Source organism: Saccharomonospora azurea NA-128 (assembly GCF_000231055.2).
Lineage (GTDB): Bacteria > Actinomycetota > Actinomycetes > Mycobacteriales > Pseudonocardiaceae > Saccharomonospora > Saccharomonospora azurea.
Window position 1 is genome coordinate 1,532,316 of the sequence record NZ_CM001466.1, and the last position, 15,417, is coordinate 1,547,732.

14 protein-coding genes are annotated in these 15,417 nt (G+C 70.0%); all 14 read right to left on the reverse strand.

Annotated elements, in window-relative coordinates; all coding sequences use genetic code 11:
• Positions 1–3: 3 nt before the first annotated feature.
• Positions 4–1,482 (reverse strand): potassium/proton antiporter, encoded by a 1,479-nt coding sequence (locus tag SACAZDRAFT_RS06945; protein ID WP_005440032.1) that lies wholly within the window; start codon positions 1,480–1,482, stop codon positions 4–6.
• Positions 1,483–1,492: 10 nt separating this feature from the next.
• Complete coding sequence (locus SACAZDRAFT_RS06950) at positions 1,493–1,786, reverse strand: DUF167 domain-containing protein (protein WP_005440034.1); 294 nt, start codon at positions 1,784–1,786, stop codon at positions 1,493–1,495.
• A gap of 11 nt (positions 1,787–1,797) precedes the next feature.
• Positions 1,798–4,986 (reverse strand): isoleucine--tRNA ligase, encoded by a 3,189-nt coding sequence (ileS, locus tag SACAZDRAFT_RS06955; RefSeq protein WP_005440035.1) that lies wholly within the window; start codon positions 4,984–4,986, stop codon positions 1,798–1,800.
• A gap of 340 nt (positions 4,987–5,326) precedes the next feature.
• Entirely contained in the window at positions 5,327–6,307 is a 981-nt protein-coding gene (locus SACAZDRAFT_RS06960; RefSeq protein ID WP_005440036.1) for a hypothetical protein, read from the reverse strand.
• Positions 6,308–6,373: 66 nt separating this feature from the next.
• Entirely contained in the window at positions 6,374–7,213 is an 840-nt protein-coding gene (gene wag31, locus SACAZDRAFT_RS06965) for a DivIVA-like cell division protein Wag31 (protein ID WP_005440038.1), read from the reverse strand.
• Between the two features lie 50 nt (positions 7,214–7,263).
• Positions 7,264–7,533, reverse strand: a complete 270-nt coding sequence (locus SACAZDRAFT_RS06970; RefSeq protein ID WP_005440040.1) for a YggT family protein — start codon at positions 7,531–7,533, stop codon at positions 7,264–7,266.
• Positions 7,534–7,580: 47 nt separating this feature from the next.
• Positions 7,581–8,204 carry a cell division protein SepF gene (locus SACAZDRAFT_RS06975; protein ID WP_005440044.1) on the reverse strand — a complete coding sequence of 208 codons (624 nt, stop codon included), beginning with the start codon at positions 8,202–8,204 and terminating at the stop codon, positions 7,581–7,583.
• A gap of 82 nt (positions 8,205–8,286) precedes the next feature.
• Positions 8,287–9,033 carry a YggS family pyridoxal phosphate-dependent enzyme gene (locus tag SACAZDRAFT_RS06980; RefSeq protein ID WP_005440046.1) on the reverse strand — a complete coding sequence of 249 codons (747 nt, stop codon included), beginning with the start codon at positions 9,031–9,033 and terminating at the stop codon, positions 8,287–8,289.
• Complete coding sequence (gene pgeF, locus SACAZDRAFT_RS06985) at positions 9,018–9,722, reverse strand: peptidoglycan editing factor PgeF (protein WP_005440049.1); 705 nt, start codon at positions 9,720–9,722, stop codon at positions 9,018–9,020. Before pgeF ends, SACAZDRAFT_RS06980 begins: the two co-directional genes overlap by 16 nt.
• A 67-nt stretch (positions 9,723–9,789) precedes the next feature.
• Entirely contained in the window at positions 9,790–11,103 is a 1,314-nt protein-coding gene (gene ftsZ, locus SACAZDRAFT_RS06990) for a cell division protein FtsZ (RefSeq protein WP_005440050.1), read from the reverse strand.
• A gap of 216 nt (positions 11,104–11,319) precedes the next feature.
• Positions 11,320–11,844, reverse strand: a complete 525-nt coding sequence (locus SACAZDRAFT_RS06995; RefSeq protein WP_005440051.1) for a DinB family protein — start codon at positions 11,842–11,844, stop codon at positions 11,320–11,322.
• A 12-nt stretch (positions 11,845–11,856) separates the two neighbouring features.
• Positions 11,857–12,723 carry a cell division protein FtsQ/DivIB gene (locus tag SACAZDRAFT_RS07000; protein WP_005440053.1) on the reverse strand — a complete coding sequence of 289 codons (867 nt, stop codon included), beginning with the start codon at positions 12,721–12,723 and terminating at the stop codon, positions 11,857–11,859.
• 13 nt (positions 12,724–12,736) lie between these two features.
• Positions 12,737–14,161 carry a UDP-N-acetylmuramate--L-alanine ligase gene (gene murC / locus SACAZDRAFT_RS07005; RefSeq protein WP_005440056.1) on the reverse strand — a complete coding sequence of 475 codons (1,425 nt, stop codon included), beginning with the start codon at positions 14,159–14,161 and terminating at the stop codon, positions 12,737–12,739.
• Between the two features lie 55 nt (positions 14,162–14,216).
• On the reverse strand, positions 14,217–15,368 hold the full coding sequence (gene murG / locus SACAZDRAFT_RS07010; protein WP_005440058.1) for an undecaprenyldiphospho-muramoylpentapeptide beta-N-acetylglucosaminyltransferase: 1,152 nt from the start codon (positions 15,366–15,368) through the stop codon (positions 14,217–14,219).
• Between the last annotated feature and the right edge of the window lie 49 nt (positions 15,369–15,417).

Here is a 15,417-nt window from a genome sequence, read left to right on the forward strand (position 1 = left end):
CGATCAGTCGCCGCTCTCGCCCATCCACCGCGCGATGGGTCCGGCGCGGCCGACGGCGCGCAGCCGGCGTTCGGTGGCGTCGCGGGCCGTCTCGGTGGTGACGATGAGCAGCTGGTCCTGCTCCTGCAGGCGGGTCGTGGCCTCCGGTGTGAACGCCTTGCCCCGGCGGACCACGAGACTCACGTTCGCCCCCCGAGGCAACCGGAGCTCGGCGAGGTAGACACCGTGCAGGCGGGATCGACGCGGGATCCGGATCTGGAGCAGCACCGCGCCCAGCTCCTCCAGCGGGGCCGCGTCGATGTCGATCTGGTGCGGCTCCGAGACCGAGGCGACACCGAGCACGCGCGCGAGCGGCGTCATGAACGCGGTCTGCAACAACGTGTAGGCGATGACGATCACGAACACGCCGTCGACCAGCAACGGGGCTCCGGGATACCCGGCGGCGAGCGGGATGGTCGCCAACACGATCGGCACCGCACCCCGAAGCCCCGCCCACGACAGGAACGCCTGCTCTCGCCAGGGCACCCGGAACGGCGTCGTCGCCAGCGCCACGGCGATGGGCCGCGCGATCAGAAGCGCCACGAGTCCGGCCAGCAGACCGGGCACGATCGCGTGTCCCAGCCTGTCCGGCGACGCGAACAGCCCCAACAGCACGAAGACCCCGATCTGTGCGATCCAGCCCAGCCCCTCCGCGAACGACAGGGTGTTCGAGTGGTGCGGCAACCGGGAGTTGCCGAGCACCAGGCCTGCCAGGAAGGTGGCGAGCAGCCCCGACGCTTCCGCCAGTTGCGCGGACGCGTACGCGAGCACGCACATCGCCACGGTCGCCAACGGGTAGAGGCCGGTCGCGGGCAACGCGCTGCGGCGCAGCACCACACCCCCGCCGAACCCCACGGCCAACCCGATCACCGCTCCCACGCCGAGCTGGTAGACCAGTTGGAGCGGCAAGCCCCAGTCGACCGCCACACCGGTGGTGATCAGCACCACGGCGATGTAGCTCGGCGCATCGTTGAGCCCGGACTCCAGCTCCACGACACCCGAGAGTCGGCGGCCGATCCCGGAGGACCGCAGTACCGAGAACACGGCCGCGGCGTCGGTGGACGACAGCACCGCGCCCCACAGCAGCGCGGTGCGCCAGTCGAGATCGAGCAGCCAGTGCAGAGCCGCACCGGTCACCACGACGGTGATCACGACGGCGACGACCGACAGCACGACACTGGGCCAGAGTCCGGGCCGTACGGCCGACCAGTCCGTCGTCAGGCCGCCTTCGACGAGGATCATCACCAGCGCCGCGATCCCGAGCGTCTGCATCAGGGTGGCGTCCTCGAACTGGACGCCGAGACCGGCCTCCCCGATCAGGACACCGATCCCGAGGTAGATCAGCAGCGACGGCACACCGAGCCGGATGGAGAACCGGACGGCGAACGCCGAGGCGAGTAGAACGAGCGCGCCCGCGCCCAGGACCACGGGCAGCTCGTTCATGTCACCTCGCTCAGCCTGATCCGCGGGTCTCCGCATCCCTCAGCTCGGCGAGGCGGTCGGCGGTGCCTCCCCCGTCGGGGAGCTCCACGAGCTTGTCCCGCGACCGCTGTCCCTTCACGACAGTCACATCACGGGCTCTGACCCCGAAAGCGTGGGCCAGCACCGTGCACACCGCAGCGTTCGCCTTGCCGTCGACGGCGGGCGCTCGGACGGAGACCACCAGAGCCTCGCCGAGCGCCCCGTTCCATGTTCCGCCGACGACGTCGCGCTTCGCTCCGGCCTTCACCCGGACGGCGAACCGCATACGATCACCCGTCAGGAGTCGGCAGCGACCGAGACACTGACCCGGGCGCCATCGCCGACCGTGCCTTCGAAGCCCTTCTCCAAGGAGGCGAACCGCACGGTGGTGGCCAGCGTCTCCGCGGCGAGGAACGTCTCGTGCGTCTTCGCGGCGACGGTGACCTCCTCCGGTGCGTCGACGGTCAGGGTGATCCGGTCGGACACCGCGAGACCCGCGTCGCGGCGCGCCTGCTGCACCACCCGCACCAGGTCACGGGCCAGGCCCTCACGGGCGAGTTCCTCCGTCACCTCGGTGTCGAGCGAGACGAGGCCGCCACCGCCGGGCAGTTCCGCGGCCGCACCCGACTTCTTGGCCACGAGCCGCCGTTCGTACTCGCCCTCACGGAGCTCGATCCCCGCGGCCACCACCACCCCGTCCGGGGTGGTGGTCCAGTCGCCCGCCTTCACGGCCTTGATCACCTGCTGCACGTCCCGGCCGAGCCGCGGCCCGGCGGCGCGGGCGTTCACCGCGACCTCGAACCGGCCGTGGGCCGCCACGTCGGTGGTGAACTCGACCGACTTGACGTTCACCTCGTCGCGCACGATGTCGGCGAACGGACGCAACGTCTCGACGTCCTCCGCCGCCACGATCAGCTTCGCGAGCGGCAACCGCACCCGCAGCTTGTTGGCCTTGCGCAGCGACAGCGCCGACGAGCACACCTGCCGCACGCGGTCCATGGCCGTCACCAGCGCGGGGTCGGCGGGCAGCTCGTCGACCAGCGGCCAGTCGGTCAGGTGCACCGAGCGGCCACCGGTGAGCCCCCGCCACACCGCCTCGGTGGTCAGCGGCAGCAACGGCGCCACCGTGCGGCACACGACCTCCAGCACGGTGTGCAGGGTGTCGATCGCGTCGCGGTCGCCCTCCCAGAACCGGTCCCGGGAACGGCGGACGTACCAGTTGGTGAGCACCTCGAGGAAGTCCCGCACCGTCGAGCACGCGCCCGCGATGTCGTAGTCGTCGAGAGCACCCGCCACGTCGGTGACGAGCTCGTGGGTCTTCGCGAGCAGGTACCGGTCGAGGACGTGGGACGAGTCCGTCCGCACGGTGCCCGACACGCCCTCCGCCCCGGCGTACAGGGCGAGGAAGTAGTACGAGTTCCACAACGGCAGGACGGCCTGGCGCACGGAGTCGCGGATGCCCTTGTCGGTGACGACCAAGTTGCCACCGCGCAGGATCGGGCTCGCCATGAGGTACCAGCGCATGGCGTCGGAGCCGTCGCGGTCGAACACCTCCGTGACGTCCGGGTAGTTGCGTAGCGACTTCGACATCTTCTGCCCGTCCGACCCGAGCACGATGCCGTGCGACACGCACGTGCGGAAGGCGGGCCGGTCGAACAGAGCCGTGGCCAGCACGTGCAGCGTGTAGAACCAGCCCCGCGTCTGGCCGATGTACTCGACGATGAAGTCACCCGGGTAGTGGTGCTCGAACCACTCGGCGTTCTCGAACGGGTAGTGCACCTGCGCGTACGGCATCGACCCGGAGTCGAACCACACGTCCAGCACGTCCGGTACGCGACGCATGGTGGACGTGCCGGTCGGGTCGTCCGGGTTGGGTCGGGTGAGCGCGTCGATGTGCGGGCGGTGCAGGTCGGTGGGCCGCACCCCGAAGTCCCGCTCCAACTCGTCGAGCGAGCCGTACACGTCCACGCGCGGGTAGTTCGGGTCGTCCGACACCCACACCGGGATCGGCGTGCCCCAGTAGCGGTTGCGCGAGATCGACCAGTCGCGCGCGTTCTCCAGCCACTTGCCGAACTGGCCGTCCTTGACGTGCTCCGGGTACCACGTGATCTGCTGGTTCAGCTCGACCATGCGGTCCTTGAACTTCGTCACCGCCACGAACCACGACGAGACCGCGCGGTAGATGAGCGGGTTCCGGCAGCGCCAGCAGTGCGGGTACGAGTGCTCGTACGTCTCGTGGCGCAGCAGGATGGCGCCCTGCGTCGCAGGCCCGGTGCCGTTCTTCAGGTCACGGATGATGTTGGCGTTGGCGTCGAAGACGTTCTGGCCCTCGTAATCGGGCACCTGGGCGTCGAACCGGCCCTTGGAGTCGACCGGCGTGACCGGTGTGATCCCCGCGGCGTCGGTGACGGCCTTGTCCTCCTCACCGTAGGCGGGAGCGATGTGCACGATGCCCGTACCGTCGTCGGTCGTCACGTAGTCGGCGGCCAGCACACGGTGCGCGTTCTCGTGGCCCACGAAGTACGGGAACGGCGGCGCGTAGCGCGTCCCGAGCAGGTCCGCCCCCTTGTACCGCGCCACCACCTCGGGCTCGTCGCCGAGCTCCTTGGCGTACGCGGCCACCCGGGCCTCGGCCAGCACGAACCGCTTGCCGCTGCCGGCTCCGTCGGTGCGCACGACGACGTAGTCGACCTCGGGGTGCACCGCCGTGGCCAGGTTCGACGGCACCGTCCACGGGGTCGTGGTCCAGATCAGCAGGTACGCGCCGTCGAGCTCGGCGAGCGCGCCGACGTTGCCGTCGATGCGGTAGCCGATCGTCACCGCGGGGTCCTGCCTGCTCTTGTAGACGTCGTCGTCCATCCGCAGTTCGTGGTTGGACAGCGGCGTCTCGTCCCGCCAGCAGTACGGCAGGACGCGGTAACCCTCGTACACCAGGCCCTGGTCCCAGAGCCGCTTGAACGCCCAGATCACCGACTCCATGTAGGTGATGTCGAGCGTCTTGTAGTCGTTGTCGAAGTCCACCCAGCGGGCCTGGCGAGTGACGTAGTCCTGCCACTCGTTGGTGTACCGCAGCACCGACTCCCGGCAGGCCTGGTTGAACTCGGCGATGCCCATGTCGTCGATCTGGGACTTGTCGGTGATCCCGAGCTGCCGTTCCGCTTCGAGCTCGGCGGGCAAGCCATGGGTGTCCCAGCCGAACCGGCGCTCGACCCGCTTGCCGCGCATCGTCTGGTAGCGCGGAATGATGTCCTTGACGTAGCCCGTCAGCAGATGGCCGTAGTGCGGCAACCCGTTCGCGAACGGCGGGCCGTCGTAGAAGACGTACTCGTTGCTACCGTTCGTACCCGCGTCGCGGGCCTCGACGGTCGCCGCGAACGTCCGGTCGGCCTCCCAATAGGCGAGGACGTCCTTCTCCAACGCGGGAAACGACGGTTGGGCGGGAACCTGGTCGGCGGGCTGGTCGCCGAAGGATGCCTTCGGGTACATCTGGTGCGCTCCTCGCGGTTTCGCTGTCTCGCTCAGGCCGTGCCTGCCACCGGTCGGTGATGGCGTGCTCGGGGACGAAACGGCGTCGGCGACGCACGTACCGCGGTACCACCCCGCTTGCCCGCGCGGGACCACAGCGCGGACCACTCGTTCGACGGCTGTGACGGGCCGGTCCCGTCCGGTTCTACTGAGACTCTCGTGTCGCGGATGTTCGCCACGCGAGTCCGTTCTTCCGGAAGCTCCCCGGTGATGGCCGGATCAACGCCTGTGTCGTACAGAGTAGCCCTGGTCACCGCCGTGCCGACCCGGGGCCCGTCCCTCGTGGACCGGCCTGCTCGCCTCAGGCGGTGTTCCGGCGTGCGACCCGGCGCCGCCGGTGGGCGGCGGCCAGCGCGGCATCGGGGCCGCACAGTCCGCACGGAGTGAATCCCAGCTCCCGGGCTTCCCTCACCGCCAGCGGAATGGTCGCCCGAGTACCGAGCCAACCGCAGTGGCCGAGGTGGTAGCGCGGGAACTCGTCCACCACCAGGACCTCCGCCAGGAGATCCGACACCAGCAGTGCGTCGTCGACGGAGGAATTCTCCTCGGGAGGATCGACATCCGCCCCGGCGAGCTCACCCGACGAGGCCAGAAGCGCCGTGCGGGGCGCGGTGTCGGTCAGCGGATCGATCCCGCCCGCCGACACGGGCTCCCTGGCCGACACGACCGGTTCCTCGTCCGGCTCCGCGTCGACCGGGGCCGCCACGAGAGTCGCCTCCGCGGACCCGCCACGAGCGTCGCCCGCAGTGTCGGAGGAGCCCTCCGCAGTCGGTTCGGCTCCGGAGACGGCGGCGGCGCCGGAGCCCTCGTTCGACCGCTCGGTGTCGGCGACGACGTCCGACCGGTCGGCGTCGGCCGTCACCGTGTCGACCGGGTCGGTGACCTCGGTGGGCGTCGTCTCGTCGACGACCTCACCGGCCTCGGCCGACCCGACCGCCTCACGTGCGCCGGAAACGGAGGCCCCCTCAGCGACCTCGAGGTCGCGGCCATCCGGCTCGACGGACGTGGAGGCGTCGGTTGCGTCGGTTGTGCCGGTCTCGCCGGTCTCGTCGGTCTCGCTGCCGTCGTCGTTCGCCGTGCCGTTGTCGGCATCGGCGCGAGACGGTTCCGACTCCCTCGCCGGACCGGACATGCTCCGTCGCACGCGGTCGACGAGCAGAAGCACCCCGGCGAGGCCGGAGGCACCGATCGACACCCAAGCCCACACGGAGCTGGCTGTGACGAGTGCCGCCACCACCAACCCCAGGGCGATCAGCACCAGAAGCAGGACGATGTAGAGCACGGTGAATTACAGCACAGACACGGACGTCACGACCGGGTGACCTGCCATAACGTCCGTCCGGCTGCCTCAGCCGGCCTCAGCGCGCGGACCGAACGAGTACCCCTGCCCGCTGCTGCTCGACTCGCTGGAGCTCGACGTGGACGCCGACGCGGGCGCCGCCGATCCCCTGTCGTCCAACTCGCGCAACTGCGACTCCAGGAAGCCCCGGAGACGCGTCCGGTACTCGCGCTCGATTGTGCGCAGTTCCTCGATCTTCTTGTTGAGCGCGGTCTTCTCGGTGTTGAGGTTGTTCAACGTCTCGGTGTACTTGCGCTGCGCCTCGCGATCCATGTTGGTCGCCTTCTCGCGCGCCTGGCGCTCCAGAGTCTCGGCCCTGGTGCGTGCCTCGTTCAGCATGGTCTCGGCGCGGGTCCGCGCCTCGTTGACCATCGAGTCCGCCTTCGACCGGGCGTCCGACAACAGCTGCTCGGACTTGGTCCGCGCCTCGGCGAGCATGCTGTCCGACTCGGTCTTCGCCTCGGCGGTGAGCCGGTCGGCCATCTCCTGCGCGAGGCCGAGCACCTTCGCCGCCTGGACGTTCGGCTCGCCGCTGTCGGGCATCAGGCCCGTGGCCTGCGTCTGCTCCATCGCCGAAGCGGGCGGCGGAACCGGCGCCAAGCGGCGTGACGGCGCGTCGTCACGGGCGCCGTGTGCCTTCGCGGATTCCAACTCGCTACGAGTTGATTCCAACTCGGCATCGAGCTGTTCGACCTGCTGCCGCAGCTCGTTATTGTCCTCAATCAACCGGGCAAGCTCGGTCTCCACGAGGTCGAGGAACGCGTCCACCTCGTCCTCGTTGTAGCCCCGCTTGCCGATCGGAGGCTTGCTGAACGCGACGTTATGCACGTCAGCAGGAGTCAACGACATCAGATCACCTCACGCACTCCATGGCCTGCCGTTCGCACCCGGGTTCCCCGCTACCCGGGCAGCGCCAGTTGCATCAGTATGAACACAACCAACAGCAGCACCATAATCGATAGGTCTAGTCCCACACCGCCGATCCGTACGATCGGAATAATCCGTCGCACGAGCCGAACCGGTGGGTCGGTCACTGTGTAGATGGTCTCGAGCGTCACCGCAACCCCGCCGGCAGGGCGCCAGTCACGAGCGAAGGCGCGCACGAGCTCCACCACGATACGCGCCGTGAGCAGCAGCCAGAACGCGAACAGCAGCCAGTACAGAATCATGCGGACAGCGACCACGGTGACCACTCTGCCACACGTCGGCTTCGTGATCAGTGGCGGAGGAACAATCCGCCTTCCGCGATCCGCCTGCGATCCTCCGCCGTCACGTCCACGTCCGGCGGTGAGAGCAAGAACACTTTGTTGGTGACCTTGTCCATGGATCCGCGGAGCGCGAAGGCCAGACCTGCCGCGAAGTCCACCAGACGCTTGGCGTCGGCGTTCTCCATCTCCGTCAGGTTCATGATCACAGGCGCGCCGTCGCGGTACGCCTCACCGATCTCCCGCGCCTCCGCATAGCTGGTCGGGTGCAACGTGATGATCCGGCTCAGCGGGTCGCGCGCCGCAGCGGACTCCGGCGCCGGTGCCACAGAACTCATCGGACGCACCCGGGCCACCGGCTCGGGCTGACGGTCCATGGCGAGCGAGCCGTGGACGGCGGGCTCACTCCGGGAGGAGGTGCGACGAGCCCGAGCCGGGGGAGCCTCGGCCTCCTCGAATTCGTCCATGACCCGATAACGCGGGCGTGACCGCCTCGGCGAGTCCTTGTACGTCGACTCGTCGTAGGAGTAGTCGTCACCCTGGTAGTCGCGCCGGTAGTCGTCGTCGAAGTCGTACTCGTCGTCCTCGGCAGGGACCATCCCGAAGTAGGCCTTCAGCTTCTGCAGCGCGCTCATGCCTCTCCCTCGCCCTCCACGGTCTACTCGTGCGGTCCAACACACGGCCGGGCCGCCTTGGATGCCGCTCGGGTGGACCTTGCTAGGGGGAGGCTAAACCTCGGCCGCCGAGCAACGCGGTTCCGACACGCACACACGTCGAGCCGTACGCGATGGCCTTATCCAGATCACCACTCATACCCGCCGAGATCTCCGTGGCCTCCGGATGATCTTTTCGCAGCATCTCGGAGATGGAGGCTAGCCGTTCGAAGGCCGGTTCGGGGTCCACTCCGAGGGGCGCGACGGCCATCACACCGCGCAAGTGGAGAAGATCACTCTGCCGGGCGATTGCGTCCGCGAGTTCACTAAGATCATCGACAGGGCAGCCGCCGCGCGACGGATCGTCGTCAAGGCTGGCCTGGACGAGCACGTCGAGAGGTCGATCCCGCTCGCCGGCGTCCAGTGCCGCCCGCACCGCCTTGGTGAGCGCGCCGGCCAGTCGGAGGGAGTCCACCGACTGCACCTCCGCGGCCCAGCGCGCCACCGACCGCGCCTTGTTGCGCTGAAGCTGCCCGAGCATGTGCCACCGCACGTCGGCTTCCGGGCGAAGCCGCGCGACCTCGTCGACCTTCCCGGCGGCCTCCTGAACGCGATTCTCGCCGAGCTCACGCACGCCGAGGTCGGCCAGCAACGCGGCGTCCGACGCCGGGAACGTCTTGGTCACGGCGATCAGGCGCACCTCGTCCGGCGACCGCCCGGCCTGCCGGCACGCCGACGCCACCCGCTCGGTCACCTCGCGCAGCGACGCCGCGAGCTCCTCGTAACGCTGGTTGTTCACTGCTCCATCCATGTGACGGCCGCGATCCTTCCCGTCGGCGCACTCCTGCGGTGACTGAACAGGGTCTCGTCCTCCATCGTGCACCGCGGGTCCACGCCGATCCTGCCGACACCGAGATCGGCCAGCTGGTTCCACAGTCCCGCTCTCAGGTCGAGCGCGGGCGTTCCCTTCCTGCTCTTGCACGCACTCCCGGGCAGGTGGGCCTCGACGTCCTCGGCCATCGGCCCCGGCACCTCGTAGCAGTCGCCGCACACGGCGGGACCGAGCAGGGCCTCGACACGCTCTGGACGCGCCCCCTGCGAGACCATGACCTCAAGAGCGGCCGGAACGACGCCGACCCGCGCGCCGACCCGTCCAGCGTGCACAGCCGCGACCACACCGGCTTCCGGATCACCGAGCAGAACCGGCACACAGTCGGCGACCAGAGCCACGAGAGCGACGCCCGGCGTGGAGGTGACGAGCGCGTCGGTGGCCTCGGCGGGCTCGGACTCCGTGCCGTCGACGACGGTCACGGTCCGGCCGTGGACCTGCTCCATCCAGGCGAGCCGGTTCTCCGGCAGACCCAGCTCGGTGGCCAACCGCCGCCGGTTGGCGGCCACCGCGTCGGGGTCGTCGCCGACGTGATCGCCCAGATTGAACGAGTCGAACGGTGGCTTCGACCGTCCGCCCGCCCTCGTGGTCACCACACGCCGAATGCGCACCCCGCTCAACTCCTTCGACACCCGTTCCCTGTCGGCGCCTGCGAGCTTAGCCGCGCGGTGCGGCGGCTCAGCGGCGCATGAAGGGAGGGACGTCGACGTCGTCGTCGGTGGGGTCGTCGTTCACCGGGAACGACCGGCTGGGCAGGCTCCCCTGCGTGCGGTGCGTCGTGGACGACGTCGGAGACGGCACCGAGTAGCCGCGGGGACCCCCGTGCGCCGACGGCAGCGAACCGGACTGACTGCCCTGCCCCGCCGACGGTGTCGCCCGCCTCACGACGGGAGGAGTCGGGTTGCCGGCGTCGCCGTGCGACGGGCGGGAGGCTCCGTCGCGCTGGTCGCGCGACGTCCCGGATCCGGATCCACCGGACTCCGAGTCGCCACCGGACGAGCTGCGCGTGCCGAAGGTGCCGGGGTCGAGCTTCTTGTGCGTCGGCGCGCCCGCGTCGAACCCTGCGGCGATCACGGTGACGCGCACCTCGTCGCCGAGCGAGTCGTCGATGATCGTCCCGAAGATGATGTTCGCCTCGGGGTGGGCGGATTCCTGGACGAGCGAGGCCGCCTCGTTGATCTCGAAGAGGCCGAGGTCCGAACCACCCGCGATCGAGAGCAACGCGCCGTGGGCGCCGTCCATCGAGGCCTCGAGCAACGGGGAGTTTATGGCCTTCTCGGCCGCCTGCACCGCCCGTCCCTCGCCCCTCGCGGAGCCGATGCCCATGAGAGCGCTACCCGCACCCGACATCACGCTCTTGACGTCGGCGAAGTCGAGGTTGATCAACCCGGGCGTCGTGATCAGGTCGGTGATGCCCTGGACACCGGACAGCAGGACCTCGTCCGCCGAACGGAACGCGTCCATGAGGGACACACCGATGTCGCCGAGCTGCAGCAGCCGGTCGTTCGGGATCACGATCAAGGTGTCGCACTCGTTGCGCAGCGCCTGGATGCCGTCCTCGGCCTGCCTCGCCCGGCGCTTGCCCTCGAACGAGAACGGCCGCGTGACGACGCCGATGGTGAGCGCGCCGAGCTTGCGGGCGATCTGCGCCACGACAGGAGCCCCGCCGGTGCCGGTACCACCGCCTTCGCCGGCGGTCACGAAGACCATGTCGGCCCCCTTGAGGACCTCTTCGATCTCCTCGCGATGGTCTTCGGCGGCCTTCTGGCCGACCTCGGGGGACGCGCCCGCACCGAGGCCCCGCGTGAGCTCGCGGCCGATGTCCAGCTTGACGTCAGCGTCGGACATCAGCAGGGCCTGCGCGTCGGTGTTCACCGCGATGAACTCCACGCCCTTCAGGCCGACCTCGATCATGCGATTCACGGCATTCACACCGCCGCCGCCGATTCCGACGACCTTGATCACCGCGAGGTAATTGTGCGGGGGCGTCATCGGGTTGCCTTCCTGATCGTGGTGGTGCTGTCGTGCATCGGCGCTGGATCGTCGACGAGCGCGGGCCGATCCGCGAGAACCCTGAACCTGAAGTCGAGGTCGAGAGTTATGTCAACTACCAACGTTGCTGACGGACCGTAGGCACAGTGCAGCCAGGAATCCAGCAGCCACGCGGCGTGTCGCAAACGTCTTTCGCCACAACGTGTTTCATCGTGGTCACTCCCCGGTCCGCCCGTCGATCAATTCGCGTAGCACGTCCAGGTGACCCGCGTGACGGCCCGTCTCCTCGATGAGGTGAGTCAGGACGAACCGGACGCTCACCACACCCCCTCGGAACGGCACCTCGTCGTCCAGCTCCCTGTCCGCGGCGATCCGCCTGCTGCGCTCGCACTGCGCCTCGTACCGGTCGAGCAGCGTCGCCAGGGGCAGGTCGAGCGCTCGGCGGAACTCCGCGTCCGGGTCGGAGGCGAGCGCCTCGGCCCACCGGTCCGGCTCCCCTGCCAGCACGACCTCGAACCAGTACTGCTCCACGTAGCCGAGATGGCCGACCAACCCCGCCACCGTGGTGAGCTCGCTCGGCAACAGGGCCCGGCGTGCCTGCTCGTCGGTCAGGCCGTCGCACTTCCACCGGATCGTCCCGCGAAGGAAGTCGAGGAAGCCGTTCAGGGTCTCGCGCTCCGAGCCGTTGAGCGGCGGCTCGGGACGCGTGTCGATCTTGCTCACGGCCACACGGTGCCACATGAGCGACACGCGTCAGGACACGGTGGGCAGTTCCGGGCTCGACACGTCGTACACCGTGCCCTCACGGGTCAACAGGACCGCCAGCACCTGGGCCTTCTCCGTGTTCTGTTCCGCGTCGCCCCAGCGCACGATGCGGTCGTCGGTGAAGTCGAACTCGACCGCTCCCGGCGTGTCCGCCCGCGCGGCCACGACCTGGTCGGCCAGCTCGTCGGGCAACGACGCGAGCACACCCGTCACCGTGCGCGTCACGTCGTCGGCCGGCCCCGGGTCGAACAGTTCCAGGCGGGGCAGCCCGTCCGGCGGCTCCTCCACGCGCTTGTACGGCACACCCGTCGCGTCGACGAGGCGGATCCCACGGTCGTCGTCGTGGTAGGCGACGGCCCTCCGTTCGGTGACGGTGATCGTCAGGGTCGACGGCAGGCTGCGCGTCACCTCCGCCGTCGCGATGTCGGGCAGCTCGCGGACCCGGGCGGCGACCTCGTCGGCGTCGACCCGCAGCAACGGTTGCTCCTCCGGCACCGCGGCGGCGGAGCGCACCGCCTGCGCCGCCACCGTGCGGGCGCCGACGACCTCGACCGTGCTCACACCGAGGAACGGCGTGAACCAGAGCAGGTAGCCCAGCGTCACCACCGTGAGGACACCGAGCAGGAGGATGCGCCGACGCTGCACCACCTGGCGGCGCGAGCCGCCCCTCGCCCGCTGCGACGCCCTCGACGTCCCGGACTTTCCCGGCTTCCGCGCCTTCTGAGGCCTGCCGGGCTTCGACGTCGACGCGCGTCCGGTTCTCCTCCCCGGTTCCCGCGCGGCGCGAGCGGGCGAACCGGACGCGGTTCCCGTCGCCCTGGAGCGACGGGAACCGCGCTGGCTGGTCGTGGACACGACGGCGCCGTCCTCAGCGGTCGCGGCGGTCCAGCTCGGCGAGCACCTCGGGGCCGAGCTGGGTGACGTCGCCCGCCCCCATCGTCACCACGAGGTCACCGGGCTTGACCAGGTCGGCGACCAGGTGGACGACCCGGTCGAAGGCGGGTTCGTAGTGGACGCCCGCACCACTGATGCGGGAGGCGACGAGCTCGCCTGTGACGCCGGGCTCGGGCTCCTCCCGGGCTCCGTAGACGTCCAGCACCACGACCTCGTCGGCGAGCCCGAGGGCCTCGGCGAACTCGGTCGCGAACGCCTTGGTCCGCGAGTACAGGTGCGGCTGGAACACGACGACGACCCTGCCGTTGCCCGCCGTCTGGCGCACCGCCCTCAGCTGAGCCTCGACCTCGGTCGGGTGGTGGGCGTAGTCGTCGTAGACCCGGACGTCCGCGGACCGGCCCTTGTACTCGAAGCGGCGTCGCACGCCACCGAAGGCGGCGAGCCCCTCGATCAGCACGGCCGGGTCGGCACCGAGCTCCAAGCCGGCCAGCAATGCTCCGACGGCGTTGAACGCCATGTGCTCGCCCGGCACCGCGACCCGCACCCGCAGCTCCTCGCCGCCGAGCACGACCCGCACGGTGCCGCCGTCCTCGCTCGGGCCGTAGTCGAGCACCCTGGCGTCCGCCTCGCCGGTGGCGGAGCGACCGTAGCGACGCACCCGGACACCGATGCCCTCGGCGTACGTGGCCAGCTCGGCCGCGGCCGCGTCGTCAGCACACACGACCAGCACGCCGTCGGGATCGATGCGGCGCACGAACTCGGAGAACACCGCGTGGTAGGCGTCGGCCGTGCCGTGGTGGTCGAGGTGGTCGGGTTCGACGTTCGTGACGACGGCGACCGACGGCGTGTACGAGAGGAACGACCCGTCGCTCTCGTCGGCCTCCGCCACGAAGATCCCGCCCTCGCCGTGGTGGGCGTTGGCCCCGGACTCGTTCAGGTCACCGCCGATCGCGAACGACGGGTCCAGCCTGCAGTGCTGCAACGCCACGGTCAGCATCGACGTGGTCGACGTCTTGCCGTGCGTGCCCGCGATGCAGGCGACGCGGTGCCCCTCCATCAACGCCGCCAGCGCCTCCGCCCGGTGCAACACCGGAACGTCGCGCTCGCGGGCGGCGGCGAGCTCGGGATTGGTCTCCTTGATCGCGGTGGACACGATCACCGCGGACGGCCCGCCGTCGAACACGTCGAGGTTCTCCGCCCGCTGCCCCACCTCGATGCGCGCTCCCTGCGCCCGCAGCGTGAGGAACGCCCGCGAGTCCTTCGCGTCCGAACCCGACACCTGGGCACCTCGGGCGAGCAGGATGCGCGCGATCCCGCTCATCCCCGCCCCGCCGATGCCGATCAGATGCGGACGTCGCAGCACCTCGGGCAACTCCCGCACGGTGAGTGTCTCCGTCATGGCCCCCAGCCTTCCCCCTCGTCGGATGCAGTGCTCGTCCAGCTGCTCATCCAGCTCACCGACTCCTCCCCTCAGCGCCCACAGCCTGGTCCAACACCATCGCTGCGAGAACCTCGTCGGCCTCCCGGTGTCCCAGACCGACCGCCGCGGCGCTCATCCGCGCGAGCCGCTCCGGGTCGGTCACCAGAGGTATCACGAGTTCGGTCACCTTGTCGCTCGTGAGCTCCTCGTCGGGCACCAGCATCGCGGCTCCCGCGTCCACGGCGGGTTGCGCGTTGAGGGCCTGTTCGCCGTTGCCGTGCGGGAGCGGGACGAACACCGCGGGCAGCCCGACGGCCGAGACCTCGGCCACCGTCATCGCACCCGACCGGCACAGCACCAGGTCGGCGGCTGCGTAGGCGAGGTCCATGCGCTCCAGGTACGGCACGGGAACGTACGGCGGCTTGCCCGGGAACTCCTGCACCGCGACCGTGTTCTTGGGGCCGTGGGCGTGCAGCACGGACACCCCGGCGTCGGCGAAGTGGCGCGCCGCCTGAGACACCGCGCTGTTGAGCGACCGCGCCCCCTGCGAGCCACCGAACACCAGGAGCACGGGCGCGTCCGGATCGAGACCGAAGTGCCGGCGCGCCTCCGCCCGCAGCCCCGCCCGGTCGAGCGCGGTGATCGAACGGCGCAGCGGAATACCCACGACCTGCGCGCCCGGGAGCGACGTACCGGGCACCGCCGCGACGACCTTGGCGGCGAACCGGGCGCCCACCTTGTTCGCGAGACCCGCGTGCTTGTTGGCCTCGTGGACCACGATCGGCACACGGCCGCGCGCGGCGAGGTAGGCGGGCAGCGACACGTAACCGCCGAAGCCCACGACGACGTCCGCGCCGATCCGGTCGAGCACCTGCCGGGTCCGTCGCACGGAGTCGGCCACCTTCAGCGGCAGCTTCACCAGATCGAACGTCGGCTTCCGCGGCATCGGCACGGGAGGCACCAATTCCAGCGGATAGCCACGCGCGGGCACGAGCTGGTTTTCCAGCCCACGTTCGGTGCCGAGCGCGACGACGCGGGCGTCCGGACGCAACCGCATCACCGCGTCCGCGAGCGCCATCGCGGGTTCGATGTGCCCCGCGGTCCCACCGCCCGCCACCACGATGGTCGGCGCGGGCACCGTGGGTGCGGCCCCGTTCGGAGAGCCGACTGCGGAGTTCTCCATCATGTCGCCCTCCGGCGACTGTGCACGCGGCGTGTCAGCGCCGCCGGGACTT

What these genes read in the sequence shown, in the direction of transcription:
- SACAZDRAFT_RS06945 (WP_005440032.1), bottom strand. Translation starts at nt 1,482, where the DNA reads ATGAACGAGCTGCCCGTGGTCCTGGGCGCGGGCGCGCTCGTTCTACTC.
- SACAZDRAFT_RS06950 (WP_005440034.1), bottom strand. Translation starts at nt 1,786, where the DNA reads ATGCGGTTCGCCGTCCGGGTGAAGGCCGGAGCGAAGCGCGACGTCGTC.
- ileS (WP_005440035.1), bottom strand. Translation starts at nt 4,986, where the DNA reads ATGTACCCGAAGGCATCCTTCGGCGACCAGCCCGCCGACCAGGTTCCC.
- wag31 (WP_005440038.1), bottom strand. Translation starts at nt 7,213, where the DNA reads ATGTCGTTGACTCCTGCTGACGTGCATAACGTCGCGTTCAGCAAGCCT.
- SACAZDRAFT_RS06970 (WP_005440040.1), bottom strand. Translation starts at nt 7,533, where the DNA reads ATGATTCTGTACTGGCTGCTGTTCGCGTTCTGGCTGCTGCTCACGGCG.
- SACAZDRAFT_RS06975 (WP_005440044.1), bottom strand. Translation starts at nt 8,204, where the DNA reads ATGAGCGCGCTGCAGAAGCTGAAGGCCTACTTCGGGATGGTCCCTGCC.
- SACAZDRAFT_RS06980 (WP_005440046.1), bottom strand. Translation starts at nt 9,033, where the DNA reads ATGGATGGAGCAGTGAACAACCAGCGTTACGAGGAGCTCGCGGCGTCG.
- ftsZ (WP_005440050.1), bottom strand. Translation starts at nt 11,103, where the DNA reads ATGACGCCCCCGCACAATTACCTCGCGGTGATCAAGGTCGTCGGAATC.
- SACAZDRAFT_RS06995 (WP_005440051.1), bottom strand. Translation starts at nt 11,844, where the DNA reads ATGTGGCACCGTGTGGCCGTGAGCAAGATCGACACGCGTCCCGAGCCG.
- murC (WP_005440056.1), bottom strand. Translation starts at nt 14,161, where the DNA reads ATGACGGAGACACTCACCGTGCGGGAGTTGCCCGAGGTGCTGCGACGT.
- murG (WP_005440058.1), bottom strand. Translation starts at nt 15,368, where the DNA reads ATGATGGAGAACTCCGCAGTCGGCTCTCCGAACGGGGCCGCACCCACG.